At 62.6% G+C, this 26,636-nt stretch carries 21 protein-coding genes and 1 riboswitch; of the genes, 7 read left to right on the top strand and 14 right to left on the bottom strand.

Features of this window, described 5'->3' with window-relative positions:
* Positions 1-296: 296 nt before the first annotated feature.
* Positions 297-1,163, top strand: coding sequence for a 23S rRNA (adenine(2030)-N(6))-methyltransferase RlmJ (locus ACNAZA_RS00310; protein WP_415794387.1), 867 nt, complete (start codon positions 297-299; stop codon positions 1,161-1,163).
* A gap of 89 nt (positions 1,164-1,252) precedes the next feature.
* Here ACNAZA_RS00310 and ACNAZA_RS00305 read toward each other — a convergent pair whose 3' ends face one another.
* The 12 genes from ACNAZA_RS00305 to ACNAZA_RS00250 all read right to left on the bottom strand — a co-directional run bounded on the left by ACNAZA_RS00305 (position 1,253) and on the right by ACNAZA_RS00250 (position 16,930).
* On the bottom strand, positions 1,253-2,038 hold the full coding sequence (locus tag ACNAZA_RS00305; protein ID WP_415794385.1) for a septal ring lytic transglycosylase RlpA family protein: 786 nt from the start codon (positions 2,036-2,038) through the stop codon (positions 1,253-1,255).
* A 73-nt stretch (positions 2,039-2,111) separates the two neighbouring features.
* Positions 2,112-2,939, bottom strand: coding sequence for a methylenetetrahydrofolate reductase [NAD(P)H] (metF, locus tag ACNAZA_RS00300; RefSeq protein WP_415794383.1), 828 nt, complete (start codon positions 2,937-2,939; stop codon positions 2,112-2,114).
* A 68-nt stretch (positions 2,940-3,007) separates the two neighbouring features.
* A complete protein-coding gene (locus tag ACNAZA_RS00295; protein WP_415794382.1) occupies positions 3,008-4,192 on the bottom strand; it encodes a TlyA family RNA methyltransferase in 1,185 nt (394 codons plus the stop codon).
* A gap of 212 nt (positions 4,193-4,404) precedes the next feature.
* On the bottom strand, positions 4,405-5,835 hold the full coding sequence (gene ahcY / locus ACNAZA_RS00290; RefSeq protein ID WP_415794380.1) for an adenosylhomocysteinase: 1,431 nt from the start codon (positions 5,833-5,835) through the stop codon (positions 4,405-4,407).
* A 75-nt stretch (positions 5,836-5,910) separates the two neighbouring features.
* A riboswitch (S-adenosyl-L-homocysteine riboswitch) is annotated at positions 5,911-6,019 on the bottom strand.
* 294 nt (positions 6,020-6,313) lie between these two features.
* Entirely contained in the window at positions 6,314-7,015 is a 702-nt protein-coding gene (gene kdpE / locus ACNAZA_RS00285; RefSeq protein ID WP_415794379.1) for a two-component system response regulator KdpE, read from the bottom strand.
* Between the two features lie 35 nt (positions 7,016-7,050).
* A complete protein-coding gene (locus ACNAZA_RS00280; RefSeq protein ID WP_415794378.1) occupies positions 7,051-9,741 on the bottom strand; it encodes a DUF4118 domain-containing protein in 2,691 nt (896 codons plus the stop codon).
* A gap of 30 nt (positions 9,742-9,771) precedes the next feature.
* Positions 9,772-10,566, bottom strand: coding sequence for a TorF family putative porin (locus ACNAZA_RS00275; protein ID WP_415794376.1), 795 nt, complete (start codon positions 10,564-10,566; stop codon positions 9,772-9,774).
* Positions 10,567-10,763: 197 nt separating this feature from the next.
* A complete protein-coding gene (gene kdpB, locus ACNAZA_RS00270; RefSeq protein WP_415794375.1) occupies positions 10,764-12,854 on the bottom strand; it encodes a potassium-transporting ATPase subunit KdpB in 2,091 nt (696 codons plus the stop codon).
* Positions 12,855-12,857: 3 nt separating this feature from the next.
* Positions 12,858-13,574, bottom strand: a complete 717-nt coding sequence (gene kdpC, locus ACNAZA_RS00265; protein ID WP_415794374.1) for a K(+)-transporting ATPase subunit C — start codon at positions 13,572-13,574, stop codon at positions 12,858-12,860.
* Positions 13,575-13,629: 55 nt separating this feature from the next.
* Positions 13,630-15,336: a potassium-transporting ATPase subunit KdpA gene (gene kdpA, locus ACNAZA_RS00260; protein ID WP_415794372.1), complete on the bottom strand. Its 1,707-nt coding sequence runs from the start codon at positions 15,334-15,336 to the stop codon at positions 13,630-13,632.
* 115 nt (positions 15,337-15,451) lie between these two features.
* Positions 15,452-15,547, bottom strand: coding sequence for a K(+)-transporting ATPase subunit F (gene kdpF / locus ACNAZA_RS00255; protein ID WP_415794370.1), 96 nt, complete (start codon positions 15,545-15,547; stop codon positions 15,452-15,454).
* Positions 15,548-15,655: 108 nt separating this feature from the next.
* Positions 15,656-16,930 carry an MFS transporter gene (locus tag ACNAZA_RS00250; protein ID WP_415794369.1) on the bottom strand — a complete coding sequence of 425 codons (1,275 nt, stop codon included), beginning with the start codon at positions 16,928-16,930 and terminating at the stop codon, positions 15,656-15,658.
* A 286-nt stretch (positions 16,931-17,216) separates the two neighbouring features.
* Between ACNAZA_RS00250 and ACNAZA_RS00245 the strand changes: the two genes are divergently transcribed.
* Both ACNAZA_RS00245 and ACNAZA_RS00240 read left to right on the top strand, forming a co-directional pair.
* On the top strand, positions 17,217-18,845 hold the full coding sequence (locus tag ACNAZA_RS00245) for a peptide chain release factor 3 (RefSeq protein ID WP_415794368.1): 1,629 nt from the start codon (positions 17,217-17,219) through the stop codon (positions 18,843-18,845).
* Positions 18,846-19,007: 162 nt separating this feature from the next.
* Positions 19,008-19,808 (top strand): HAD-IIB family hydrolase, encoded by an 801-nt coding sequence (locus ACNAZA_RS00240; RefSeq protein ID WP_415794367.1) that lies wholly within the window; start codon positions 19,008-19,010, stop codon positions 19,806-19,808.
* Between the two features lie 136 nt (positions 19,809-19,944).
* Here ACNAZA_RS00240 and ACNAZA_RS00235 read toward each other — a convergent pair whose 3' ends face one another.
* Positions 19,945-21,225 (bottom strand): TolB-like translocation protein, encoded by a 1,281-nt coding sequence (locus ACNAZA_RS00235; RefSeq protein WP_415794366.1) that lies wholly within the window; start codon positions 21,223-21,225, stop codon positions 19,945-19,947.
* 121 nt (positions 21,226-21,346) lie between these two features.
* Positions 21,347-22,339 (bottom strand): Bug family tripartite tricarboxylate transporter substrate binding protein, encoded by a 993-nt coding sequence (locus tag ACNAZA_RS00230; protein WP_415794365.1) that lies wholly within the window; start codon positions 22,337-22,339, stop codon positions 21,347-21,349.
* A gap of 184 nt (positions 22,340-22,523) precedes the next feature.
* On the opposite strand from ACNAZA_RS00230, the gene ACNAZA_RS00225 reads away from it, so the two are divergent.
* The 4 genes from ACNAZA_RS00225 (at position 22,524) to ACNAZA_RS00210 (ending at position 26,587) form a co-directional block, all read left to right on the top strand.
* Positions 22,524-23,429, top strand: coding sequence for a LysR substrate-binding domain-containing protein (locus tag ACNAZA_RS00225; protein ID WP_415794364.1), 906 nt, complete (start codon positions 22,524-22,526; stop codon positions 23,427-23,429).
* A 161-nt stretch (positions 23,430-23,590) separates the two neighbouring features.
* Complete coding sequence (locus tag ACNAZA_RS00220) at positions 23,591-24,577, top strand: TRAP transporter substrate-binding protein (RefSeq protein WP_120966188.1); 987 nt, start codon at positions 23,591-23,593, stop codon at positions 24,575-24,577.
* A gap of 186 nt (positions 24,578-24,763) precedes the next feature.
* Positions 24,764-25,279: a TRAP transporter small permease gene (locus tag ACNAZA_RS00215; RefSeq protein WP_415794363.1), complete on the top strand. Its 516-nt coding sequence runs from the start codon at positions 24,764-24,766 to the stop codon at positions 25,277-25,279.
* A 21-nt stretch (positions 25,280-25,300) separates the two neighbouring features.
* A complete protein-coding gene (locus tag ACNAZA_RS00210; RefSeq protein WP_120966185.1) occupies positions 25,301-26,587 on the top strand; it encodes a TRAP transporter large permease in 1,287 nt (428 codons plus the stop codon).
* Positions 26,588-26,636 lie beyond the last annotated feature (49 nt).

The raw sequence follows: 26,636 nt of genomic DNA, 5'->3' as shown, positions 1-26,636 counted from the left end.
CAAAAAGGAAAACCTTTAAAGGAAGCCTCTTAGGCGGTATTTCTAGGGCTATAGCAAGTACAGCCCAAGACTTCGCCGCGGGACTCATAAAATCGCTGCGAAGCCCGCAATTATACAAAAACACCGCAGCACGTGTCGTTTCCGTCCAAAGGCTGTGGCAAATAAGGCCATTTGCCACTTCACAGCAACGGTTTGGCCGCGGTTTTTCGGCCCCCATACAACCTTCAGCCGCCAAGGGCATCGCCCTTCACCACACGCCTTCACGAGCGTCGCGCGGCTGGTTACCATCAGCACCTATGTTCAGTTATCGCCACGCCTTCCATGCCGGCAACCATGCCGATGTGCTCAAGCACACCGTCCTGATTGCCACCGTGCAATACCTCACGCAAAAGGAGGCAGCGCTGACGGTGCTCGACACCCACGCCGGCGCAGGCCTGTACCGCCTGGACGGCGACTACGCCAACAAGAGCGGCGAGGCCGAAGAAGGCGTGCTGCGCCTGGCCGCAGCCAACGAAGCCGAGCTGGCCCCCGTGCTGCAGGACTATATGCAGATGGTGCGCTCCTTCAACCAGGGCGAAAAGCTGCGCAACTACCCTGGCTCGCCCTTCATCGCCCAGGCGCTGCTGCGCCCGCACGACCGCCTGAAGGCCTTTGAGCTGCACCCTACCGACATGCGCTCCCTGGCGGGCAATCTGGGTCAGCTGGAAAGACACCGACAAGTGACCGTGCTGCCCGAGGACGGATTCGAGGGCGTGAAGAAGTTTCTGCCCCCGCCATCGCGCCGCGCACTGCTGCTGTGCGATCCAAGCTATGAAATGAAGAGCGACTACGGCCGGGTGCTGGACATGGTGACGGACAGCATGAAGCGCTTCCCCACCGGCACCTATGCCGTCTGGTATCCCATCATTCCGCGCCCCGACGCCCATGATCTGCCCAAGCGTCTCAAGACCATGGCCACCAAGGCCGGCAAGAGCTGGCTGCACGCCACGCTCACCGTCAAGAGCAACAAGACTTCCGAACGCGGCGGCCTGCCCGCCAGCGGCATGTTCCTGATCAACCCGCCCTTCAATCTGAAGGAGCAACTCAAGCCTGCCATGCCGCAGATGGTCAAGCTGCTGGGCCAGGACGGCAACGCGGCCTTCACGCTGGAGTCCGGCGGCTGAAGCCGGGCGGCATCTAACCGAAGGTCAAAAACAGAAAAAGGGGCTGCGAGCCCCTTTTTTGATGCTGTCTTGATGGCGCGCCAGCCGGCTTATTTGCGGCGCGTATTGCCCGCCACCACTTTGGACGCTGCGGCCTTGGTCGTGGTTTTCTGGCGTGCAACGGTTCGCGGCTTGCTTTTGGCCACACTGCTCGCCTTGGCACTGGCCGTGCTGCTGCGCGGCTTCTTCTTGGCCGACGCATTGAGCTGAGCCGGACACTCGTCCTCATCCGCATCGAGCTGCCAAAGCTCCACGGGTTTGATACCCAGGCCCAGCATGCCCAGCTCCTGCGCCGCAGCCTTGCTCAAATCAATAACGCGCCCGGGCGCAAACGGCCCGCGGTCATTGATGCGAACCACCACGCTTTTGCCGGTCACAGCGCTGCGCACGCACACGCGGGTGCCGAATGGCAGCGTCTTGTGGGCTGCCGTCAATTCATTGAGATCGAAGCGCTCGCCGCTGGCGGTTTTGCGGCCATGGAACTGTTCGCCATACCAGGAGGCCTGGCCTTGCTGATCACTCTCGCGCGGAGGATTCAGCTCATATTTGTTGGCGTCTTCCGGCGTTTCGGAATGGTCTGCATCCGTAGGCTTGTTGGCCTTGATGCCCAAGCCTTTGTCGCGATACTGGCTGCGCGCATAAGCATCGGGCAGGGACTCGGAGACTCCGGCAGCTCCTGCGCGCTTGCCTCCCTTGATCGCGGCACGCGCGGAGGTTTGAGTCTGGCCGCTATCGACACCGGACTCGGGCGTGGGCGCACAACCGGCCAAAATGGCCGTGGCAGCACCCAAAACCCACCACTGACAACAACGCCATCGCGACAACAGAATGTGCATGGACGGGATCTCCTTGACTAGCTCAAGTGAGTGCCGCCCAAGACTGCACCGCCGGGCGTGTTGCGTTGTGCGCTTACAGCCCCAGTCGGTCGCAGATCTCCAGAGTGGCGACGCTCTGGTTCATCGTATAAAAGTGCAGCCCGGGAGCCCCCTGGCTGCGCAGTTGTTCGCAGAGATGGGTCACCACGTCCAGTCCGAAGGAACGGATGGAGGCAGTGTCATCTCCGAAGGCCTGCAGACGCAGGCGTATCCAGCGCGGGATCTCGGCGCCGCAGGCGTCCGAGAAGCGCATCAGCTGTGTGGAGCTGGTGATAGGCATGATGCCGGGTACGACCGGAACATCGACTCCCATGCCATTCACGGACTCTACAAACCGGAAATATGCGTCGGCATTGTAGAAGTATTGCGTGATGGCGGAATCTGAGCCAGCCCGTACTTTAGCGACAAATGCGTCCAGATCGGCGCGTGGGGACTTTGATTGCGGGTGAAACTCAGGGTAAGCGGCCACTTCTATATGAAACCAGTCACCGAATTCCTGTCGCACGAAAGCCACAAGATCGCTGGCGTAGTGGAACTCGCCACCCAGGCCGTAGCCGCTGGGCAGATCGCCGCGCAAGGCCACGATGCGCTTGACGCCCATGGCCTTGAGAGCGCTCAACTCATTGCGCACCGACTCATGCGTGGCACCGATACAGGAAAAGTGCGAAGCCGCGCTCACGCCTTCATTCTGGATATCCCCCACCATGGTGAAAGTGCCGGACTGAGTAGAGCCGCCGGCACCATAGGTGACGGAGCAAAACTGCGGCTTGCGCGCATACAGCGCCTGGCGCACGCCCACATGCTTGGCCGCGCCCTCGGGCGTCTTGGTGGGGAAAAACTCGAAGCTGATCGGAAAACTCATGGCGGTCTTGGTCTCTGAATCAAATCACGGGGTCAAATCACGAGTGCAATGCGCTGGGCTAAGAACGTTCAGCGTTCGTTGCGCTTTTTTTGCTTGGGGCGTGCAGGTCCTGGCTGGCCGAAGCTGTCGGCTTCAGGGTCCAGATTGATCACGCGCTCGTTGCGCTGCTCGCGCAGCGTGGTGCGCGATACGCGCTTGACTGCCGGCTTGGCGGGCGCCGCATCGGCAGGCACTTCAGGCGACGCTTGCACCTGGGCACCTTGCTGGGCATGGATAAAGAACTCATGGTTGCCGTCGCCACCTTCGATGGGCGAATCCAGCCACTTGAGCACCTTCAGGCCCAGGCCGTCCAGGCATTCGCGAATGCGCTGCTCGACTTCGGCGAACAGCGCCGCATCGCGCACAATGCCACCCTTGCCCACCTGGCCGGGTTGCAGCTCGAACTGGGGCTTGACCAGCATCAACAGATGGCCGTGAGGCTTGAGCAGGCGCACGACGGCCGGCAGCACCAGGGTCAGCGAGATGAAGGAGACATCGCCGGTCACGAAATCGAACTCGGGCGTCACATTCACATCGGCAAACTCGGCCTTGCGGCGGCGCTCGGTGGCAATCGTACCCTCCTCGCGGGCCTTGGTCTTGTTGGCGCGTTCGAGCTTGAACTTTTCAATGTCCTGCTCTTTGGCGTCTTCGCTGTCGTCGTACTCTTCGTCGATCAGACCGCCGTTGCGCATCCAGGCATAGGGCGCCACGGGCTGGGTGTCGTTGTCGTCTGCATCTTCTTCCCAACGCTCGGACAGTACTTCCTCGCAGGCATCGATCAGGCTCTCGGCCGTCATGGCGCGGGCGTTCAGCCCTTCCACGCAGATCACGCGCTCGTCGGCGCGCAGGCGATCATGCAACTGGCCGTGGCCCACATCCACGCCTATGACCTGGGTTGCACCTTGCTGCAGCAGACAGTCGGTAAAACCGCCGGTGCTCTGACCCACATCCAGGCAGCGCAGACCGGCCACCTTCAGGCCCGTGGCCAGCAAAGCGCCTTCCAGCTTGAGACCGCCGCGCGAGATGTATTTCGCCTCGGCCGCGTCCAGCAGCTGCAGCTCGGCACCCGCAGGAATCTCGTCACCGTTCTTGGCAACCTTCTTCCACGGCGCCAGAGGCGTCAAACGCCATTCCACACCCGAAGCAATCAGGCGCTGGGCCTGGGAGCGTGTGGAGGCATGACCGGCTTCCACCAAAAAAACATCTGCGCGCATAGCGTCGCTTCCTTTGAAACATCCAGCGCCGGGCACTGCGCAACAACACGCAGCGGGGCTTTGAGTAATGTATTTTTTGCAGCAGCTAACGCTTGACTGCATTGACTATCAGCATTGAACCTATCTGAAATTCAGACAAACCCAGCGCTGACAGCTATCAAATAAATGAGCCTGCACCGACTTCCGACAGCCGGTGCAGCAGCTACCGCGAATTAATAGCGGTAGGTTTCAGGCTTGTAAGGGCCTTCCTTCTTCACACCGATGTAGGCAGCTTGGGCATCGGTCAGCTCGGTCAGCATGGCGCCGACCTTCTTCAGGTGCAGACGGGCCACTTTTTCGTCCAGCAGCTTGGGCAGCACATAGACCTTGCCCACTTCGTAGGCGTCAGGGCGTGTGAACAGCTCGATCTGGGCGATGGTCTGGTTGGCAAACGAAGCGCTCATCACAAAGCTGGGGTGGCCGGTGGCGCAACCCAGGTTCACCAGACGGCCCTTGGCCAGCAGGGTGATCTTCTTGCCGTCCGGGAACTTGATCTGATCCACCTGAGGCTTGACTTCTTCCCACTCGTACTTCTCGATCGAAGCCACGTCGATTTCATTGTCGAAGTGACCGATGTTGCAGACGATGGCCTGGTCCTTCATGGCCACCATGTGCTCGTGGCGAATGATGTCCTTGTTGCCGGTGGTGGTCACGAAGATGTCGCACTTGTCGGCGGCATATTCCATGGTCACGACCTTGTAGCCTTCCATGGCGGCTTGCAGGGCGTTGATGGGATCAACTTCCGTCACCCACACCTGGGCGCTCAAAGCGCGCAGAGCCTGGGCGCAGCCCTTGCCCACGTCGCCGTAGCCGGCCACGCAAGCGACCTTGCCGGCGATCATCACGTCGGTGGCGCGCTTGATGCCGTCCACCAGCGATTCGCGGCAGCCGTACAGGTTGTCGAACTTGGACTTGGTCACCGAGTCGTTCACGTTGATGGCGCGGAACAGCAGGCTGCCGTTGGCCGACATCTCGTTGAGGCGGTGCACGCCGGTGGTGGTCTCTTCGGTCACGCCCAGGATCTGGGCCGACTTGCGGGTGTACCAGGTGGCGTCCACGGCCAGCTTGGCCTTGATGGCGGCAAAGACGATTTTTTCTTCTTCGCTGCCGGGGTTGGCCAGCACGGACAGATCCTTCTCGGCCTTCTGACCCAGGTGCAACAGCATGGTGGCATCGCCGCCGTCGTCCAGGATCATGTTGGGGCCTTCGTTTTCGGTGCCGGCGGCGCCGAATTCAAAGATGCTGTGAGTGTAGTTCCAGTAATCTTCCAGCGACTCGCCCTTGATGGCGTACACAGGAGTGCCGGTGGCAGCGATGGCGGCGGCAGCGTGGTCCTGGGTGGAGAAGATGTTGCACGAAGCCCAGCGCACGTCGGCGCCCAGGTCCTTCAGAGTCTCGATCAGCACGGCCGTCTGAATGGTCATGTGCAGCGAGCCGGTGATGCGCGCGCCCTTCAAGGGCTGGGCAGCAGCGAATTCTTCGCGGATGGCCATCAGGCCGGGCATTTCGGTTTCCGCGATGCGGATTTCCTTGCGACCCCAGTCGGCCAAGGTGATGTCGGTGATGGCCGAATCGGCAGGGTTGAAGCGAACAGCAGCGTTCATGGTTTTCTCCAAAAAATGAATGAAAAACCACGTTCAGCGGAAGAAGAGGGATAAGCCATCTCACCGCACAGAAAGCGTGGGTGAGCGTCGTTGCGGAATCGATAAATCGAAGGATCCGAGCCTCACGCCCCGCTGATGCCTAGCTCTTGGCCGGCTGGGGAACGCTGCAACGCTCCTCGGATGGACGGCAATTATAAGGGTATAGGCACAGAGAGTGTGTTGACGATCTCTACGCAGCCGCGTTGAGGCGCAATCGGGATGAGTTCGATGCGGTGTGGAGTAGATTGCACCGGGGTGCAAGCCAGCCGCAGCGCGAAGAAATCGCCCGATTTCGCCTCAACCCTTCGGGCCAGGGCCTTTGCGGGCGCTCTGCGGTGTTGCGGTCGCTTGCAAGGCAATAGCCTTGCTGCGCACCCGCGCCTAGCATCTCATCCCGCAAAGACACTGGCGCGGTGCCGAGGAGACCGTCAACACACTCTCATAACCCCACAATCCGGTAGCCCACTTGCAGTTCGGTCAACAGATGGCGGGGCTGGGCGGCGTCCACTTCCAGCTTCTGGCGCAGATTGGCCATGTGCACGCGCAGATAGTGGGGTCGGTCCAGGTATTCCGGCCCCCAGACCTGCAGCAGCAATTGCCTATGGGTCAGCACTCGGCCGTGTCCGGCAATCAAGGCTGCCAACAGGCGAAATTCAATCGGCGTCAGGTGAATGGAGGCATCGCCGCGCCGCACTTCATGGCTTGCCAGGTCCACGGTCACATCGCCAAAGCGCGCCAGGCTGCCGCTCCTGTCTCCGGCCGTGGATTGCTGGCGGCGGCGCAGCATCACGCGCAGGCGGGCCAGCAGCTCGGGAATGCCGAAAGGCTTGCTCAGATAGTCGTCGGCCCCGGCATCAAGGGCCGCCACTTTTTCTTCCTCACGCTCGCGCGCCGAAAGCACCAGAATCGGCAGCTGGCTCCAGCCGCGCAGCTCGCTGATCACGCTTTTGCCATCGGCATCGGGCAGACCCAGATCCAGCACCACGGCATCGGGCTGGCGGCTGGCGGCTTCGATCAGGCCGCGCTTGGCGGTGTCGGCCTCGAACACCTGCCAGCCTTCGTCTTCCAGTGCCAGGCGCACAAAGCGGCGGATGCTGGCATCGTCTTCAATCAGCAAAATACGGGGGGCAGCGTGGTTCATGTCTCAAAGCTCAATCTGGCAAAGCATTGTCGGCGCTATTCATCAATGGCCGGCTGATCCGGCACGGGCAGACGAATGGTGAACACGGTTCCAGGCCCCGGCTCCAGCGTTTCGGCCAGCAGGCTGCCGCCATGCACTTTCACAATGCGCTGCGCCAGCGTCAGTCCCAACCCCATGCCGGAGACGGCAGATTCGGTTTCGCCGCGTGTAAACGGCTCGAACAGCTGCACCGGCTCCACATGGGCGGGCAAGCCGGGGCCGGCATCCTCCACGGTGACCAGGCAGTCCGCGCCATCCAGCCGCGCAGCCACGGTAATCGGCGTACCCGGCGGCGTGTATTTGGCTGCGTTATCCAGCAGGTTCACCAGCACGCGCTCCATCAGCACGGCATCGATATGCAGCAGCGGCAAATCCACGGGCACATCGGTGCGCAGCACATGGGCCGCCAGGCGCTCGCGCATCTGCTGCAGGGCGCTGCCCACCAGCTCGTCCACCGGCAGCCATTCGCGCTTCAGATGCACGCCGCCTTGCTGCAGGCGTGCCATGGCCAGCAGGTTGTCCACCAGCTGCTGCATGGCCTGGGCCTGATTGCGTATCTGCACCAGCATATCGGCCGCAGGGCCGGCAGGCACATGGGGCAAGGCAGCCTGCGCCGCCCCCAGAATACCGGTCAGCGGCGTGCGCAAGTCATGCGACACGGCAGACAGCAAGGTGTTGCGCATGCGCTCCCCCTCCATGGCCACCTGGGTCTGCTGCGCCACCTGCACAAAGTGCACGCGCTCCAGCGCCAGAGATATCTGGCTGGCACAGGCGTCCAGCAGGCGGCGCTCCTCGGGTACGCGCAGGCGCTCGGGCTGACGCAGCTGCAGCGCCAGCACGCCGCGGGAGCGCACGGGCGCCATCAGCGGCACATACAGCGCAGCGGTGGCGGCCAAGGTGTCGGTTCCGTGGCCGGCCATCTGGCCATGCTCCATGCTCCAGCGGGCCACGCTGGTGTCGATCACGCCTTCGCTGCCACTGACAATATGCAGCTGTTCTTCGCTGTCCGGCAGCAACAGACCGGCCTGGGCATCGAAAACGCCGGCGATGGTGGACAAGGCAATCTGCGTGACCTGCTCCTGCGTGAGCGCACCCGACAGATCCCGCGCCAGTCGCGCCAGCGCACCGGCACGCCGCTCGCGCTCGGCCGCCACCCTGGCCTCGCGGCGCAGCCGCGCCATCAGTTGGCCGCAGACCAGGGCCACGCCCAGCATCAGGCAGAAAGTGAAGATGTATTGCGTGTCATTGACGCTGAAGGAATTGCGCGGCGGCACAAAGTAAAAATCGAACAGCAGCACCGACAGCAGCGCCGCCCAGGCCCCCGGCCCGCGCCCCCAGCGCAGCGAAGAGAGCACTACCACCAGCAGGAACAACATGACCACATTGGCCGGGTCAAACACCTCCAGCAACAGTGCGGCCAGGCCGGCAGCGGCAAAGCAGGCCAGCGTGACGCCCACATACCCCTTCCAGGAAAAACCACGGCTTGAACTGACAGGTTCCGGCGGAACGCTCTCGTTTCTGGAGCTATTGACCGACAACACCAGCACGTCCAGGCCCGGGTTGAGCAGAGCAATCTGCTCAGGCAGGCTGGGCCGCCGCCATGGCAGCCAGCGATTGAGGCGCTGCTGCACCCGTGCCAGCACCAGATGGCTGGCGTTGCGCTCACGCGCAAAGTCCACCAGCGCCTGCGCCACATCGGCACCGGGAATGGTGGCGGTATCCGCACCCAGGCGTGCCGCCAGCGCCAGCGTCTTGAGCACCGCTTCCTGCACGGGGCGCGGGCGGTGCTGGCGCTCGGGCGCATCCACATAGACCACCACCCACTCGGCCTCCAGCCGGCGCGCCAACCGCGCCACCTGTCGTACCAATGCGCCATCGCCGGCACGGCCACCAATGCCTACCAGCAGCCGCTCGCGTGCGGGCCAGACTTCGCCAATCGCGCGCTCGCGCCGGTAGTCGCGCATGTCTTCGTCCACGCGATCGGCCGTGCGGCGCAGCGCCAGCTCGCGCAAAGCCAGAAGATTGCCCAGGCGAAAGAAGTTGCGCGAAGCACGCTCGGCCTGCTCCAGCGGATAGACCTTGCCGGACTTGAGCCGCTTGAGCAGCTCTTCCGGCGGGATATCTACGACGATGACCTCATCGGCTTCATCGAAAATCTGATCCGGAACGGTCTCGTGCACCTGTATGCCCACGATGCCACCGACCACATCATTGAGGCTCTCCAGGTGCTGGACGTTCAGCGTGGTCCAGACATCGATGCCCGCATCCAGCAGCTCCTGCACATCCTGCCAGCGCTTGGGGTGGCGCGAACCGGCCACATTGCTATGGGCCAGCTCGTCCAGCAGCAACACGCCGGGGCGGCGCAGCAGTGCTGCATCCAGATCGAACTCCGGCAGCTGCTTGCCTTGGTAGTTGAGCATGCGCCGCGGCAGCAGCTCCAGCGTGTGCAGCTGCTGCTCGGTCTCGGCCCGGCCATGGGTTTCAACCAGGCCCACCAGCACCTCCCGGCCCGCCTGGCGCTCGCGCTGCGCGGCCGCCAACATGGCATAGGTTTTGCCTACACCGGCGTTGGAGCCAAAGTAAATGCGCAGCTTGCCCCGTTGCGCCTGCTGCTGCTCGGCTTGCAACTGAGCGACCAGCGCATCGGGGTCGGGACGCGGGGCCATGGAGGTGTTGTTGCTTGGCATGGGGATATCAGCGTATCACTCTCGCCCGCATCAGAACGCCGCACTCAGGCCCAGGACCAGACCGCTGCGACCCAGGCTGCGCATACGCCCCTGGCTGTTGACCGCGCTGTAATAGCTGTCATCAGCCGATGTGCCCACCCAGGCGGCAGAAGCCGTCCATGCGCCCCATGTCCTGGCCAGCGAAACCCGCCAGTCCGCATACGAAACCTCGCTGTAATTGCGCACATGGGTGTAGCCCGCATGCAGGCCCAGCGTGGCCCAGTCGCCCAGCGGATGCTGATAGTTCAGGTCCAGATACTGGCTGCCGCGGGTGCTGCCCGCTGGCGTGAGTGCCGTCGCAAAGGCGGAGGCTGCCGTGCTTTCCCGCAAGCCGAAGTAAGGCGTCAGCGCCAGCGACCATTTGACATTGAAGCCGCCATGCGTGGCCCCCAGATAGGCCTCGGTGGTATCAAAGCGCTGGCTGCGGCCATCCGCGGCATTCAGACGCGCGCCGGGGTAACGGTAGTGCAGCAGACCTGCATCCAGTTTCCAGTCTGGCAGCACATCACCACGCCAGCCACCATAGAGATCGTGCTCCAGACCCTGGCCTTGACCGTAGCTGTGGGTGGAGACATTGGACAGCCAGGTTCCCAGATACCAGCCCCGGGGCAAGGCCAGCTCCACGCCGGCTTGCACGGCGGCACCACGCCAGGTCTGCGAAATGCCGCGAAAGCGGTAGTCGGACTGCAAGCCCAGGCTGCCGCTGATCGCAGGCGGGGACTGCGGCACATCTTGCGCTACAGAAGGCGTAGCTTCTTGCGCAATCACCTCCTGGGCTTGAGCCATATTTGGCATTGAAAACATACAGGCTAGCGCGCCGAAAACCACAGTCACGGAACGCAGCAACACCAGAGATTTTTTGAAAGAGGGGCACATGATGAAGAAATAGCAGAGCCAGCCGCCTCCAGCCCTGGCGCATGAGCGCTGGGCATGGAAAGCAGGCAAGACAAGAGACAGAGAAAAGCGAACCTGCAGGCCGGCGCTTAGACCAGGCCCAGCGCGGCCAGCAGCATGTCGATGAGCTTGATACCGACAAAGGGCACGATCAGCCCGCCCAGGCCATAGATCAGCAGATTGCGGCGCAGCAGCACAGCGGCACCCACGGCGCGATAGGACACGCCGCGCAAGGCCAGCGGCACCAGGGCGATGATGATCAGCGCGTTGAAGATCACCGCACTCAGAATGGCCGAGTCCGCGCTGTGCAGCTGCATCACGTTGAGCGAGGCCAGCTGTGGATAAGTCCCCACGAAGGCGGCAGGAATGATGGCGAAATACTTGGCCACGTCGTTGGCAATGCTGAAAGTGGTCAGCGCGCCGCGCGTCATCAGCATCTGCTTGCCGGTTTCCACCACCTCGATCAGCTTGGTCGGGTTGCTGTCCAGATCCACCATATTGCCGGCCTCTTTGGCGGCCTGGGTGCCGCTGTTCATGGCCACGGCCACATCGGCCTGGGCCAGAGCTGGCGCATCGTTGGTGCCGTCGCCCGTCATGGCCACCAGCCGGCCTGCAGCCTGGTGGCTGCGAATCAGCTGCAGCTTGTCTTCGGGCCGGGCTTCGGCCAGGTAGTCGTCCACGCCGGCTTCGGCAGCAATGGCGGCGGCCGTGAGCGGGTTGTCCCCCGTCACCATCACCGTCTGAATGCCCATGCGGCGCAGCTCGGCAAAGCGATCGCGCATGCCGGGTTTGACGATGTCCTTGAGTTCGATCACTCCCAGTATCTTGGCGCCATCGGCCACCACCAGCGGCGTGCTGCCCTTGCGCGAGACATTGTCCACCGCCTGCTGCACGGCAGCAGGCAGGCTGCCGCCCAGGGCTTCGACATGGCGACGCACGGCATCGGCCGCACCTTTGCGCAAGCTGCGCAGGCCTTGGGGTGTGGACAGATCCACGCCACTCATGCGCGTCTGGGCGGTAAACGGCACGAATTCAGCCTGCAGATCCGCCGTGCTGCGTTCGGGCAGGCCGTGGCGCTCTCTGGCCAGAGTCACCACGCTGCGGCCTTCAGGGGTTTCATCGGCCAGAGATGACAGCTGGGCCGCCTCGGCCAGTTGCTGGGCGCCCACGCCGGGGGCAGGAAAGAACTCGCTGGCCTGGCGATTGCCCAGGGTGATGGTGCCGGTCTTGTCCAGCAGCAGCACATCCACGTCGCCTGCGGCCTCCACGGCACGGCCCGACGTGGCAATCACATTGGCCTGCATCATGCGACTCATGCCGGCCACGCCAATGGCAGACAGCAAGCCGCCAATCGTGGTCGGGATCAGGCACACCAGCAGCGCCACCAGCACCGCAATGCCGACCACCGAGCCGCTGCCGGCCTGAGCCACAGCAAAGGCCGAGAAGGGCCACAACGTGACGATGACCAACAAGAACACCAGGGTCAGCCCCACCAGCAAGATGGACAGTGCCAGCTCGTTCGGCGTTTTCTGGCGCTTGGCCGATTCGACCATGGAGATCATGCGGTCCAGAAACGATTCGCCGGGATTGACGGTGACTTCCATTACCAGCCAGTCGGACAGCACGCGCGTGCCGCCGGTGACCGATGAAAAATCACCACCGGCTTCCCGGATCACCGGAGCCGATTCGCCGGTAATAGCGCTTTCGTCCACCGAGGCCACGCCTGCGATGACCGTGCCGTCCAGCGCAATCACATCGCCGGCTTCCACCAGCAAGGTTACGCCCTTGCGCAGCTCGCTGGCACGCATGGGAATCCAGGAACTGTCATAGCGCGGCTGCTGCAGCACCTTGGCCACGGTGTCGCGTTTCATGCCGCGCAGGCTGGCGGCCTGGGCGCGGCTGCGGCCCTCGGCCAGCGCTTCGGCAAAGTTGGCAAACAGCACGGTAAACCACAGCCACAGCGCAATTGCCAGCGTAAAGCTCAGGTTCTCGCTGCCCGGCTCCATCAGGCCCTGCACCCACAGCAAGCTGGTCAGCATGGCGCCCAGATAGACCACGAACATCACCGGATTGGCCCACTGCGTGCGTGGGGACAGCTTGCATACCGCACCCCACAAGGCAGAGCGCACCAGCTTGGCATCGAACAGGCTGCTGCCAGCCTTCATATTTTTGTTGCTCATGGCTTACTCCTTGGCCGCAGCAGAGGTGACGACTGGTTTGCTCAAGGCATCCAGCGCCAGATTCAGCTGCAGCACATTCACCCGTGGCTCACCCAGAAAAAACAGGCTGCGTTGCTCGGTGCTCTGTCTCACCAGCTGCTGCAGCTGCGCCAGCGTCAAGCCACGCTCCCTGGCTACGCGCGGCAGCTGCAACGCAGCATTGGCCGGCGAGATATGGGGATCGAGGCCCGAGGCCGAAGCCGTCACCGCATCCACAGGCACGGAGACCCCGGTGGCCAGACCGTTGTCGGCGCGGTACTGCGCCACGCGGGCGGCCACGGTCTCAGCCAGATCCTTGTGGGTTACGCCCTGATTGCTGGCACCGGATGCACCGGCGTTGTAGGGCGTGGCGATGCTGGCACCTTCCTTGGCGGAGTCAGGCCCCAGGGTGGCACTGGGTCGGCCATGGAAATAGGCCGCAGCATCGAATTGCTGGCCAATCAGGGCCGAACCCACGATCTGGCCATCGCGCATCACCAGACTGCCGTTGGCCGCCTGTGGAAACACGGCCTGGGCCACGCCCGTGGTCAACAGCGGGTAGGCAATGCCGGTGACCAGCATCACCAGCACTGCGGCGCGCACGCTGCTGCCCAGGAGTTGCCCCCAGGAACCGGGCTGCGACTCAACATCAGCCACCACGGCAAGCGGTGCGGACAGGGAAAAAGAAGAAGAGGATTTCATAGCTTGCTCCTTGGCGCGGGGCGCACAGGCCCCGCTCCTTTGGCAAAAGTTCTCGTTATGCGTACAACTGAGCGACCAACATCTGCAGATGCTCAATCACCGGGCCCAGTGCCAAGCTGGGCAGGAAGGTGAGCCCACCGACCACCAGCACCACAAACACCAGCAGCCCCATGAACAGCGGCGTGGCCGTGGGAAACGTGCCAGGGCCGGCGGGCACCGTGGCCTTGGCGGCCATGCTGCCGGCCACGGCCAGCAGGGGCAGCAACGTCAGAAAGCGTCCGGCGATCATGGCCAGGCCAATCGTGGTGTTGAAGAATGGCGTGTTGGCGTTCAGCCCCGCAAAAGCCGAGCCGTTATTGGCCGTGGCCGAAGCATAGGCGTACAGAATTTCCGAAAAGCCATGCGGGCCGCGATTGTTCAGGCTGGCTGCCGCATCGGGCCACAGCGCGGCCAGCGCGGTGAAGCCCAGGATGGCTGCCGGATGGGCCAACACCGAGAGCATGACCAGCTTGATCTCGCGCACCTCGATCTTCTTGCCCAGGAACTCGGGCGTGCGGCCAATCATCATGCCGGCCAGAAACACCGTGAGGATGGCGTACTGAATCAGGTTGATCAGGCCCACGCCGTCGCCGCCGAACACACAGTTGAGCATCATCAGCGCCAGCGGCGTGATGCTGCCCAGCGGCGTCAGCGAATCGTGCATGGCATTGACCGAGCCCGTGGTCGCGGCCGTGGTGGTGGTCACAAACAAGGCGGTATCGGCAATGCCGAAACGCAGCTCCTTGCCTTCCATATTGCCGCCGGACTGGGTCTGGCTCCATTGCTGGTCGGCCCCTGCACGTGTCAGCAAGTCGCTGCCACCCTGCTCTGCCACAAACACCAGGCTCAAGAAGCCGATGAACATCACCATGCAGGCACCAAACAGCACCCAGCCCTGGCGGCGGCGCAGCAGCATGGAGCCGAAGGCATAGGTCATGGCGGCAGGAATCAGCAGCATCGAGAGGATGTGCAGCACATTGGTCAGCGGCGTGGGATTTTCGAACGGGTGCGCCGCGTTCATGCTGAAGAAGCCGCCACCGTTGGTGCCCAGGTGCTTGATGCTCTCCAGGCTGGCCACGGGGCCCATCAACAGCTGCTGACGTGCGCCTTCCAGCGTGGTGGCCACGGTCTCGGTACCCAGGGTTTGCGGAATGCCCTGCCACACATAGACCAGGGCCATCACCAGGGACAGCGGCAGCAGCACGCGCCACAGCACGCGCACATAGTCCACCCAGTAATTGCCCACGTCCTTGCTGCTCGAGCGGGCCAGGCCGCGCACAAAGCCGGCGCCCGCTGCGACACCGGTAGTCGCACCGGCAAACATCAAAAAGGTGATTGCAGCCATCTGCGTGGCATTGCTGAGGCTGCTCTCGCCTGCATAGGCCTGCCAGTTGGTGTTGGTGATGAAGGACGCTGCCGTGTTGAAGGCCAGGTGCGGCTCTTGCGCAGCAATCTCCAGCGGGTTCAGCGGCAACCAGCCCTGCAGCCGCAAGATCAGATAGCCCAGCAACATCATCGCCGCATTGCTCAGCAGCAGGGCCACGGCATAACGCTGCCAGCCCATGCGCTCTTGCGGATTGACGCCCAGGGCGCCATACGTCAGCCGTTCCAGCCAGGTGTGATGCTCGCTGGTAAAACAGCGTGCCAGCCATTGGCCCATGGCCACGGCGAGCACTGTCATGACCGTGAGGACCACGGCAAATTCCATCCAGGGTAACCACATGATGACGCCCCTTCAGATACGCACCAAGGCGCGTACAAAGCCCAGCAGGGCCACGAAGCAGACAACCGTGAGGCTGACAAAGATCAGGTCTTGTAGTGCATGCATGACAGCCCCTTCAGAATTTTTCGGGGCGCAGCAGCGCATAGCCCAAATAGGCAAACAGCCCCAGCGCCACAATGGCTGCCAGGGCTTCAATCCAGCTAGTCGTCATTTATTTCCTCCCGCAAGCCCTTGCTTGGGCTGAGTTGCGATGGAGAAAATGTAGAAATTAACTCGTCAAGAGCGAATAGAGATTGCCGGGCGCGATATCAAGACGGCATCAAGATGCGGGGGTTGCCGGGGCGGCCTGCTTGCCCAGCCATTGCACACGTAGCACCAGAACGACCACCAGGGCCAGCACCAGCAGTGCCACCTGCCCCACGCCAGTCCAGCCCCAGCGCGACCAGAACCAGCCCGCGCCAGCCCCCAGCACGCTGGAGCCCATGTAATAGCCCCAGAGATACAGCGAGGAAGCATGGCCTTTGGCCTGGGTGGCAAGACGCCCTACCCAGCTGCTGGCCACGGAGTGCGAGACAAAAAAGCCGGCGGTGAGCAGCACAATGCCCAGCACGATGACGGCCAGAGGCTGGAACATGGTCAGCACCACACCGGCGGCCATGATCAGGGTGCCGGCAATCAGCACCGGGCCGCGCCCCAGCTTGTCGGCCAGACCGCCGGCAATCGGCGATGCCACCATGCCAAACAGATAGGCATAGAACACATAGCTGATCTGAAGCTGGTTCAGGCCATAGGGTGGAGCACTGAGAAAAAAGCCGGCGTAGTTGTAGATGCTGACAAACACCCCCATCAGGCCAAACGCTATCAAGAACAGCAGCGGCAAGCCCGGGTGCTGCAGATGCCGGCCCCAGGCCTGCAGATGGTGGCGGGCTCCCAGCCCGCTTTTTTTGACAAAGTTGCGCGAGTTGGGCAGCAGCCAGACAAAGCCCAGAGCCGCCAGCAGATCCAGCACCGAGAGCGCGGCCAGCGCATGGCGCCAGCCCCAGAACTCCGTCATGGCGCTCATGCCTACGCGGCCCAGCATGCCGCCCAGCGCCGTGCCGCCCACATACAGGCCCATGGCAAAACCCAGGCCCTTGGGATCGATCTCCTCGGACAGATAGGCCATGGCCACGGCGGGCACGCCGCCCAACAAGATGCCCTCCAGCGCGCGGGCCGCCAGCAGCGCATGCCAATGCGGCAGATAGGAGGCCACCAGATTGCACACGGCTGCCAGCGCCATGGAGATGAACATCAGCTTGCGCCGCCCCAGACCTTCGGACAGCGCGCCAGCCAGCACGATAGAAACCGCCAGGCAGGCCGTGGAAACCGACAGTGCCAGCGCGCTCTGGGCCGGGCTCACGGCAAAGGTCTGGGCTAGCGCGGGCAACAGAGGCTGCACGCAGTACAGCAGCGAGAAGGTGGCGAAACCTGCCAGGAACAAGGCCAGGCTGACGCGCAGATATTCGCGCGTGCCGCGTTCAATCCACACAGGGGCAGGCGCGGCCTGCAACTCTGGAGCGGAGGAAGGATTCACATCCTGCGTGGCGCGATTCATGGCGGGCAATACGATGGGGACTACGGGCTGAGGGGTTCAGCGCTGCATTGTGCGCCGCATATCCGGTCTCTGCCGTCACCGACGGTTCTGCACCGGGCACTAACCTGCCTGCGGCCAAAGAATTGGCGGGCCTATAAAATGGCGTCCTTCTAGGAATTCCATCACCGCCTGCAACCAGAGACAGCAGGCCTTGGCTGGCAAACCTTGCGCGGTCGGCCCCTTGCCTGCCACACCTCTTTCAGCATGACAGCCGCTGCCGCTGGCTGTCCACTTTGCATTCAATACCGTGTCATACGCCCCAGAAACCCGGCGCCGTCGTACGTTCGCCATCATCTCCCACCCGGATGCGGGTAAGACCACGCTGACCGAAAAGCTGCTGCTGTTCTCGGGCGCAATCCAGATCGCCGGTGCAGTGAAGGGGCGCAAGGCCAGCCGCCACGCCACCTCCGACTGGATGGAAATTGAAAAGCAGCGTGGTATCTCGGTGGCCTCCTCGGTCATGCAGATGAGCTACCGCGACCATGTGATCAACCTGCTCGACACTCCCGGCCACAAGGACTTCTCGGAAGACACCTACCGCGTGCTGACGGCAGTGGATTCGGCACTGATGGTGATTGACGCGGCCAACGGCGTGGAATCGCAAACGCGCCGCCTGATCGAAGTTTGCCGCCAGCGCAACACGCCCATCATCACCTTCGTCAACAAGTTCGACCGTGAAGTGCGCGACCCGCTGGACATCATGGACGAGGTGGAGCGCGAGCTGGGCATGCCCTGCTGCCCCATCACCTGGCCTGTGGGCCAGGGCAAGAGCTTTGGCGGCATCATCAATCTGCGCACGCAGAGCATGACGGTGTTCACCCCCGGCAGCGACCGCGGCCCCAAGGACTTCGAAGTCATGCCCCTGAGCGAGGCCGACAAGCTGCGCACGCGCTTCGGCCAGGCTTTTGACGATGCGCTGGAATCCATGGAGCTGGCCGTGGGTGCCTCGGCCGAATGGGACCATGAAGCCTTTCTGGCTGGCAAGCTGACGCCCGTGTTCTTCGGCTCGGGTGTGAACAACTTCGGTGTGATGGAAGTGCTGGACGCGGTGGTCGACATGTCGCCCCCGCCCGGCCCGCGCGTGGCCTTCACGGAAGTGAACCGCCAGCGCGAAGAAAAAATCGTTCGCCCCGAGGACAAGAACTTCTCGGGCGTGGTGTTCAAGGTCCAGGCCAATATGGACAGCAACCACCGCGACCGCATCGCCTTTGTGCGCGTGGCCTCGGGCAAGTACACGCCGGGCATGAAGATGAAGGTTCAGCGCACCGGCAAGGAACTGCGCCCCACCTCGGTGGTGACCTTTATGTCCCAGCGCCGCGAGGCGGTGGATGAAGCTTACGCTGGCGACATCATCGGTTTCACCATCCACGGCGGCGTGCAGCTGGGCGACTCCATCACCGACGGCCCCAGCCTGCAATTCACCGGACTGCCCTTCTTCGCACCCGAAATGTTCATGACCGTGGTGCTCAAGAACCCGCTGCGCACCAAGCAGCTGCAGCAAGGTCTTATGCAGCTGGGCGAAGAAGGTGCGATCCAGGTGTTCAAGCCCGATGTGGGCGGCAACATGCTGCTGGGCGCCGTGGGTCAGCTGCAGTTCGAAGTGGTGCAGCACCGCCTGAAGACCGAGTACGACTGCGATGTGCGTCTGGAAAGCTGCCAGTACACGGGCGCACGCTGGATCACGGCCGACTCGCCCGCCGAACTGCGCGAGTTTGAAAACGCCTACCCCATGCGCCTGGCGCACGATGCGGCCGACACCCTGGCCTATCTGTGCACCAGCCCGTATGACGTGCGCCTGGCACAGGAGCGTTTCCCCAAGATTCATTTCCACCCGCTGCGCGAGCACGCTGGCCTGAGCTTAGGCTCAGCGAACTGAGCCTCACCCCCTGAGCGGCTTTGCCTAGGTGGCCCCGCCGCTTCCCCCTCTCTGGCTTCGCCGGAGGGGGACGACATCCTCACTGCGAGGCGGCTCTTGCTCGATGTCTCTGAGTTGGACCGCGCTAGTTTCAGGCGAGGATCAACATCGAGAGAGTTTTTTGTGAGCAACGAATTTCTGCGCCCCTTGTCTGAACTGACGGTTCCGTCGAACCTGCTGGGCGTGCTGACCGATATCGACGACACCCTGACCACCGACGGCGTGGTGCCTGAGCATGTGGTGGCCGCCATTGCGCGCCTGAAGGCTGCGGGTCTCAAGGTTGTGCCCATCACCGGCCGTCCCGTGGGCTGGAGCGTGCCTTTTGCCAGCGCCTGGCCCGTGGATGCCATCGTGGCCGAAAACGGTGCCGTGGCCTTGCGTCCCAATGGCGCAGGCGGGCTGGACAAGCTCTACCAGCAGGGCAGCGAGGAGCGCGCCAGCAACTTTGCCAAGATGCAGCAAGTGCTGGAGCAGATCGAAGCCACGGTGCCCGGCGCCAACCGCGCCACCGACTCGGCCGGCCGCGAATGCGATATTGCGGTGGACCACAGCGAGTTCACCCACATGCCCCAGGCCCAGATCGATGCCTGCGTGGCCATCATGAAGGCGGCGGGCATGAATGCCACCGTCAGCTCCATCCACATCAACGGCTGGTTTGGCGAGCACAACAAGCTCGAAGGCGCACGCTGGATTGTGGATGCGCTGTTCGGCATCAACCTCGACGCCACGCTGGGCCAATGGGTCTATATCGGCGACTCCACCAACGACCAGCTGATGTTCCAGAGCATGCCCCTGTCGGTCGGCGTGGCCAATATCGCGCGCTTTGTGCCCCAGCTGCAGCACCTGCCCCGCCATGTGACCGAAGCCGAGCGCGGCGACGGCTTTGTGCAGCTGGCGGACCACATTCTGGCCACGCAAAAATAAGAGCGGATAGCTCTTGCAGATAGTCGATTTCAGATGCATTCAATGCTGAAATCAATCAAACACAAGCGTCAGCAGCTCTCAAATTAAAAAAGCCCGCAGCCATTGGCCAGCGGGCTTTTCTTATGGGCCTGAAGAATCAGGCGCCGACGATGGCGGACACGTCCAGCACATACATCTGGCGCTGGTTCTCGTGTACCGAGTCTATGCACACCTGCTTGCCGTCGCGGCTCCAGCGCGGATGCAGATCGCAGCGGTTTTCCTTGCTCAGATCGGGGCTGGCAAAGAAGCTGCCCAGATTGCGGCGCTCGCCGGTCTGCATGTCGAACAGGAACAGAAAGCGCTCATGCGTCTGGTCGTCCGGATAGGTGTCGCTGAGCATCCAGCGCGTGCTCACCGGCGAGAAGGTCATGTGACCGTTTTCCACCAGTACGTCACGGCCTATCACCTGCACTTCGCCGCCCTCTACATCGTGATAGAGGTGGTAGTGGATTTCGCCGGCGTGCGGCCCCCAGACGATGATGTGCTCGTCGTCCTGCCACAGCGGGTGCGAGATCTGGTATTCGGACTTTTCATAGTCGAAAGTACCCACGGCAGCGGGATCGAAATCATCGGCCAGCTGCGGCAACGGATGGTCCGAGCACTCCAGCAGACGCATATCCGAACCGTCGGGATTCATGGTGATCAAACGGTGCAGAAAGCAGGTCTCGTCCTTGACGCGCTCGGTCCAGCGATGCAAGAACAGAATGCGCGAGGAGGCGGGATTGATCTCGATGTGGCTGACCCAGTGGATGGCCTTGTCCATCGATGCCTTGTGGTGGAAAGCCTTGAGCTCGTCGTAGCTGACCAGCAACTGCGCTGCGCCGCTGGCGATGTCCATGCGCCAGATGCCGTCGTCTGCGGGAGCCAGAGGCAGCTCGAACGGGCCGCCCGCTTCGCTGTAGCCAATGGTCTCGTGCGTCACATACAGGCGGCGATAGTTGACCGACAGTGCCCAGGCGCTGCTGGGCGCCACCACATACACGGGCATGGGCAGCAGGCGGCGCTCCTGCGTATCCACATCCACGACCACGGCGCCAAAGCCGGGGTAGCGGGCATTCATGTCGCCCGTGCGGTCGTTGTAGATCAGCTTGCGGCCCTGGGCGCCATCGAGCCACTGCAGCTGGCTGCCCATCTGCCAGTTCCAGGCGCCGGTTTCGCCCACGGCATGAAAGCGGTCGCCGTCCTCGGTGTCGAAATAGCCGATCGTGGCCTTGACTTCGGGCGTCAGATACTGGTCCATCCAGGGCGTGCGCTGGCCGGTGATCAGGCGGTTGGTCCTGTCCCAATTGGACTTGTTGTAGTAGCCGAAAAAGTGGTGCTGGCTGCCGTCACCCACACGGCGGCAGGGTACGAACTGGTCAGTGGCAGAAGTCGTCATGGCAATGCTTGCAAGAATCAAAAATACGCAGCCGCAAACTCCAACAAATGGCTTGCGGCCGAAACACGCGGCCCATGCAGACGGTCATGCCTGGTGCACGCCGTCAGCAGGAATGCGCCGATTAGTTGGCCGTGATCTGGCCTTGGGCAATCACATGGTCCCAGCGCTTTTTTTCGCGGGCCACAAAGGCCTGGGCATCGGGCAAGGAGTTGGCAACGGCGCTCATGCCCTGATCCTGCAATCCCTTGCGGAACTCGGGTGTGTTGATCACCTTGCGCACATCGGCGCTGATCTTTTGCACCACCGCTTCCGGCACCTTGGAGGAAACCGCCACCGTGGTCCAGGAGGTGGCCACATAGTCCTTCATGCCGGCTTCGGGTGCGGTGGGCACATCCGGCAGAGCGGCCAGGCGCTCCTTGCTGGTCACGGCCAGGGCCTTGAGCTTGCCGCCCTTGATATGGGCCAGCACCGTGGGCGGGTTCTCGAACATCAGCTGGATCTGGCCGCCCAGCAAATCATTGAGCGCAGCCGAGCTGCCGCGATACGGCACGTGAACAATCGGCGCACCGGACTGCATCTTGTACAGCTCGCCCATCATGTGTACCGATGAGCCCACACCGGCCGAACCGAAGTTGATGCTGCCGGCCTCCTTCTTGGCCATAGCCGTCAGCTCCTGCAGATTCTTCACCGGCAGGCCGGGCGCGGCCACCACAACATGGGGCATCTCCGCCAGCACCGTGACCACGCGCAATTCCTTGGCCGGGTCGTAAGGCAGTTTTTTGTACACGCCGTAAGCCGCGTGCAGACCGATGGATCCCACCATCAGCGTATAGCCGTCAGCGGGCTGGTCGGCCACGTATTTGCCGCCCAGGTGGCCGCCGGCGCCAGGCTTGTTCTCCACCACCACCGGCTGGCCCCACATGCGACCCAGCTTGTCGGCCAGCATGCGCGCCTGCACGTCGGAGCTGCCGCCGGCGGTAAAGGGCACGATGATGCGCACCTGGCGCGAGGGGTTGGGATAGGCGCCGTCGTCTGCCCAGGCAGTTGCGGAGCCTGCCAGCAAGAGAGCGGCCACGGCAGCCAGGCCCAGTTGGCGGCTTGTAGAACGGTTCATAGTCAAACTCCTTGGATCGAGGTGCTGTCTCGCTAAACCGATGACAAGCGCCTGCTTTTTTGTGAATGAACTGCAGTGTAGAAATTCATGACTACTCAGAAAAATTCATTTTTAAGCGGTAGCTATACAAGATTGGTATACCTTTGAGCCGTGTGCTCTCCATGCAGCCGCAGCTGCACCGCCTATGTCCCGTCCTTTGAACTTTCGTGAAATCGAAGCCTTTCGCGCCGTCATGCAAACCGGCACGACCACGGCGGCCGCTCAGCTGCTGCACACCACGCAACCCTCCATCAGCCGCCTGCTGACGCAGATGCAGGCCGGTGCCGGTTTGAAGCTGTTTGACATGCACAAAGGCCGTTTGCGCCCCACAGCCGAAGCCATAGAACTGTTTGCCACCGTGCAGCAGCATTTCGTGGGTCTGGATCGCATAGAGCGCGATTTGCAAGGCCTGCGCCAGTCCGGCGCGGGCGCTCTGCGCATAGGCTGCACCCCGGCGCTAGGCCTGTCGGTACTGCCGGCCGTGGTCCACCGTTTTCTGCAGCGCTATCCCGGCACCCATGTGAGTCTGCAGACCCTGGGCACCACACATCTGCGCGAAGGCCTGCTGCTGGGACGCTTCGATCTGGTGGTCAGCACCATGGCCATCGCCTCGCCGGAATTCAATGCCAGCGTTCTGCACGGCACGCAGGCAGTTTGCGTCATGCACCCCGATCACCCCCTCGCCCAGCGCGAAAGCCTGCATGTCAAGGATCTGCATGACCAGCCGCTGCTGACCCTGAACGCTGACGACAACATTTTTTTGCAGCTGCAGCACACCATGCAGGCCCACGGCGTGCTGCCGCGCTCGACCATAGAGACCACCTACTCCGCCACCATCTGCTGCCTGGCCGCGCAGGGCGCCGGCCTGGGCGTGGTCAATCCCTATGTAGCGGCCACCTTTGCCCAGGGCCTGTGCATACGCCCTTTTCTGCCGCGCTGCACGGTGGATGTGGTACTGGCCTTGCCCAATCACCAGGCGCCATCGGAGCGCGCCGAGTATGTGATCGAGCTGCTGCGCGAGCAATCGGCAGCCATGCTCAAGCCGGCCTGAAGGCCTGGCCGGACACCGCGACTGAGCGACACCCCATCGCCAATCGCGATGTCGCGCACCTTACATCACGCCCCCCTTGCAGGGGGGGGTCAAGGGCTTGGCCCTCACTACAATCTTTGGATTCATTTTGTCTAGAAGACACACAGGGAGAAAGCACTGCTATGCGCATGATTCGTCGCACTTTTGTTGCCACCGCCGTGGCTGCCACCGCAGCCATGTCTGCCGGTGCCGCTTTTGCCCAAGCCAAGGAAGTCAAGATCGGCTACGCCCTGGCAGTGAACTCCCACTACGGCGCCGCAGCCAACGCCTGGGCCGAAAGCGTGGAAAAAGGCACGAACGGTGCCTACAAGCTCAAGCAGTTCCCGGCCTCTGCCCTGGGTGGCGAACGCGAACTGATCGAAGGCCTACAGCTGGGCACCGTGGAGGCGGCCATCGTCTCCACCGGCGCACTGAGCAACTTTGTGCCCGATGTGGGCGTGGTGGACATTCCCTTCCTGTTCCGCGACACCCAGCACGCCCGTGCGGTGATGGACGGTGCTTTCGGTCAGGACCTGCTGGCCAAGTTCCAGAAGCGCGGCCTGGTGGCTCTGGCCTGGGGCGAGCAAGGCTTTCGCCACCTCTCCAACAACAAGCATGCCGTCAACGGCGTGCCCGACCTCAAGGGCCTGAAGATCCGCGTCACCGAGAACCCCGTGCACATCACGGCCTTCCGTACGCTGGGTGCATCGCCTACGCCCATGTCCTGGCCCGAAGTGATCGGCGCCTTGCAGCAAGGCACGATTGACGGCCAGGAGAACCCCATCTCGGTGCTGGTCTCCGCCAAGCTGTGGCAAGTGCAAAAGCATTTGACGCTGACTTCGCACGTCTACGCCCCCATGGCGCTGATCGTCTCGCCTTCGTTCTGGGGCTCGCTCAATGCGGCGCAGAAGACGGCCTTCACCGAAGGCGCCAAGAAGGGCGCACTGGCCTCGCGCGGCTTTGTGGATGCCGTGGAAAAGAAGGGCGTGGAAGAAGCCAAAGCCAATGGCATGAAGGTGGTCGAGAAGGTCGATCAAACCGCCTTCCGCACGGCGCTGGAGCCCGCGTACAAGGAGTACGCCAAGAAGTTTGGCCAGAAGACTCTGGACTCGATTACCGCCACCAAGTAAGCAGGCCATTCAAAGCAAAGCCGGCACCATCGGTTGCCGGCTTTTTTGCTTGGGCTCTGCCCTCCGCTGCTGCGGTCATTACGGATGGTTTTATTCAAGCCACGCCGCATGATGGCGCAGCCCTCATTTCCGTGACATTGGCCGGCACCTGCATGGCCAAACCAAAGCCTCACGCACCCTCCTCCTATGCTTGATCGTATTGAACGCACGCTGGTGGCTTGCAACCGCTGGCTGCTGATTTTGCTGTTGCTGGCCATGGCCTGCATCGTGTTTGCCAACGTTGTCCTGCGCTACACCACGGGCGACTCGATTGTCTGGGCCGAAGAAGTGGCCCGTCACATGATGATCTGGGTCACCTTCCTGGGCGCCGGTCTGGTGCTGCGCTTTGGCGGCCATGTGGCGATTGACAATCTGCACCGCAGCGTGGGTACGCGCAGCGCGCAAATCATCCGCACCATTGTGGTCGTGGGGCTGGGCGTGTTCTTCCTGGTGATGACCGTGACCTCGTCGCAGTACGTGTACGCCACGCGCTTTCAGACCACGGCGGCGACCGACATCCCCATCTCCTACATCTACGCGGCCATGCCGGTGGGCTTTGTGCTGATGTTTGTCCATCTGCTCTTCATCGCCCGTGGCTATATCAAGGCAGGCGACTTTGCCGAGTCCGACGAAATGGACGCCGACGCAGCTGCGTCCATTTAAGACAGCGCAGGTTCATACATCATGGGTATCACTTTATTTGTCGCCATCATCGTCCTGCTGGTGCTGGGCTTTCCGGTGGCTTTTGCGCTGGCCATATCGGCCGCACTGGCCGTGTTTGTCGGCGGGCGTTATCCACAGCTCATCGTCTTCAAGGAAATGTTCACCGGCATAGACAGCTTTCCGCTGATGGCCGTTCCCTTCTTCATCCTGGCCGCCGAGCTGATGTCGGGCGGTGCGCTCACCGCCGTGCTGCTGCGCTTTGCCGCGCAGTTTGTCGGCCATTTGCGTGGCGGCCTCGGCTATGCCAACGTCATGTCGCTGACGCTGTTCTCGGGCATCTCCGGCTCGGCCCTGGCCGATGCTGCCGGCCCCGGCTCCATGATGGTCAAGATGATGGACAAGGCCGGCTACAGCCGCCCCTATGCAGCGGCGCTCACCGCCAGCACTGCCATCGTCGGCCCCATCATTCCCCCCTCCGTCAGCATGATCATCTATGCGCTGCAAGATGAGAACGTCTCGGTAGGCGGCCTGTTCATGGCCGGCTTCATTCCCGGCATCCTGATTGCGCTGGCCATGGCTGCGGTCAACTGGTGGGTGTGCAAAAAGCGCGACTACCGTTCGACCGATCCCCGTCCCTCGGCCCGTGAAATGTGGGTCAACAGCTTCAAGGCCATTCCGGCTCTGATGCTGATCGTGCTGATCGTGGTCGGCATCCGCTTTGGCATCTTCACGCCCACCGAAGCCTCGGTGGTTGCCGTGTTCTACGCGCTGATCTGCGGCAAGTGGATTTATCGCACGCTGCAATGGTCGGCCCTGCCCGGCATTCTGGCGCGCTCGGCCATGCTCACGGCATCCGTGCTGCTGGTGATGGCCACCTCGGCCGCTTTTGCCTGGGTGCTGACGGTGGAAGGCATTCCCCAGTATCTGTCCGAGCTGATCGTCAGCTGGGAGCTTTCGCCCACCATGTTCCTGATCGCCGTGAACATCTTGCTGCTGGTCTTTGGCATCTTCATGGAGCCGCTGCCCGGCGTCATGATTCTGGTGCCCATACTGGCGCCCATTGCCTTCAACCTGGGCATAGATCCCACGCACTTTGCCATGGTGGTGATCGTCAACCTCACGCTGGGCATGATCACACCACCCGTCGGCGGCCTGCTGTTCGTCACCTCGGTCGCCACCCGGGTTTCCATCACAGCGCTGACGCGCGAGATGCCGCTGTTCTTGCTGGCACACTTCATCGTGCTGTGCCTGCTGACCTTTGTTCCAGCCCTGTCTACCTGGCTGCCGCACACGCTGGGTTTCCAGTAAGTACCCCAATCAGCGTCTGATCTGATCAGCCATGCAAAGGGCCGCCATC

The sequence above is a fragment of the Comamonas aquatilis genome (genome assembly GCF_965139575.1).
GTDB lineage: Bacteria > Pseudomonadota > Gammaproteobacteria > Burkholderiales > Burkholderiaceae_C > Comamonas > Comamonas aquatilis.
The sequence above is the reverse complement of the archived record's forward strand: the minus strand, read 5'-3'. Positions and strand labels throughout refer to the sequence as shown.